We start from the raw sequence: 447 nt of genomic DNA on the forward strand, positions 1-447 counted from the left end.
ACATTATACCGTCTCATTTAGGCTTTGCTAAGATTTTTCTTGCCTTCAGACGGCCTCAGGGGTATGGTTTTAACTTTTTCCTCCGGTCGATTTGACCGAATTGCAATTTATTTCCGAACACTAAAATACCATGAACCATTCCCTTCCTCTTTCTGATTATCTAACCCGTATTTTGACCGCTTCCGTTTATGATGTGGCCGTAGAAACGCCCTTGGATTTGGCGCGCAGTCTGTCAGGCCGTCTGAACAATCAGGTTTTGCTCAAACGTGAAGATTTGCAGCCGGTGTTTTCGTTCAAAATTCGCGGCGCGTACAACAAAATGGCGAAGCTGCCTAAAGAAGCCTTGGATTGTGGCGTGATTGCAGCAAGCGCGGGCAACCATGCACAGGGTGTGGCTTTGTCGGCTCAATATTTGGGTTGCCGCGCCGTCATCGTGATGCCGGAGAC

At 48.3% G+C, this 447-nt stretch carries 1 protein-coding gene; it reads left to right on the forward strand.

Annotation, left to right across the window (positions count from 1 at the left end):
- Positions 1-130 precede the first annotated feature (130 nt).
- Positions 131-447 (forward strand): pyridoxal-phosphate dependent enzyme (locus ACTHUM_RS19735; protein WP_440403974.1); only part of this gene is annotated, 317 nt, incomplete at its 3' end.

This window comes from Neisseria sp. P0021.S006, assembly GCF_051956895.1.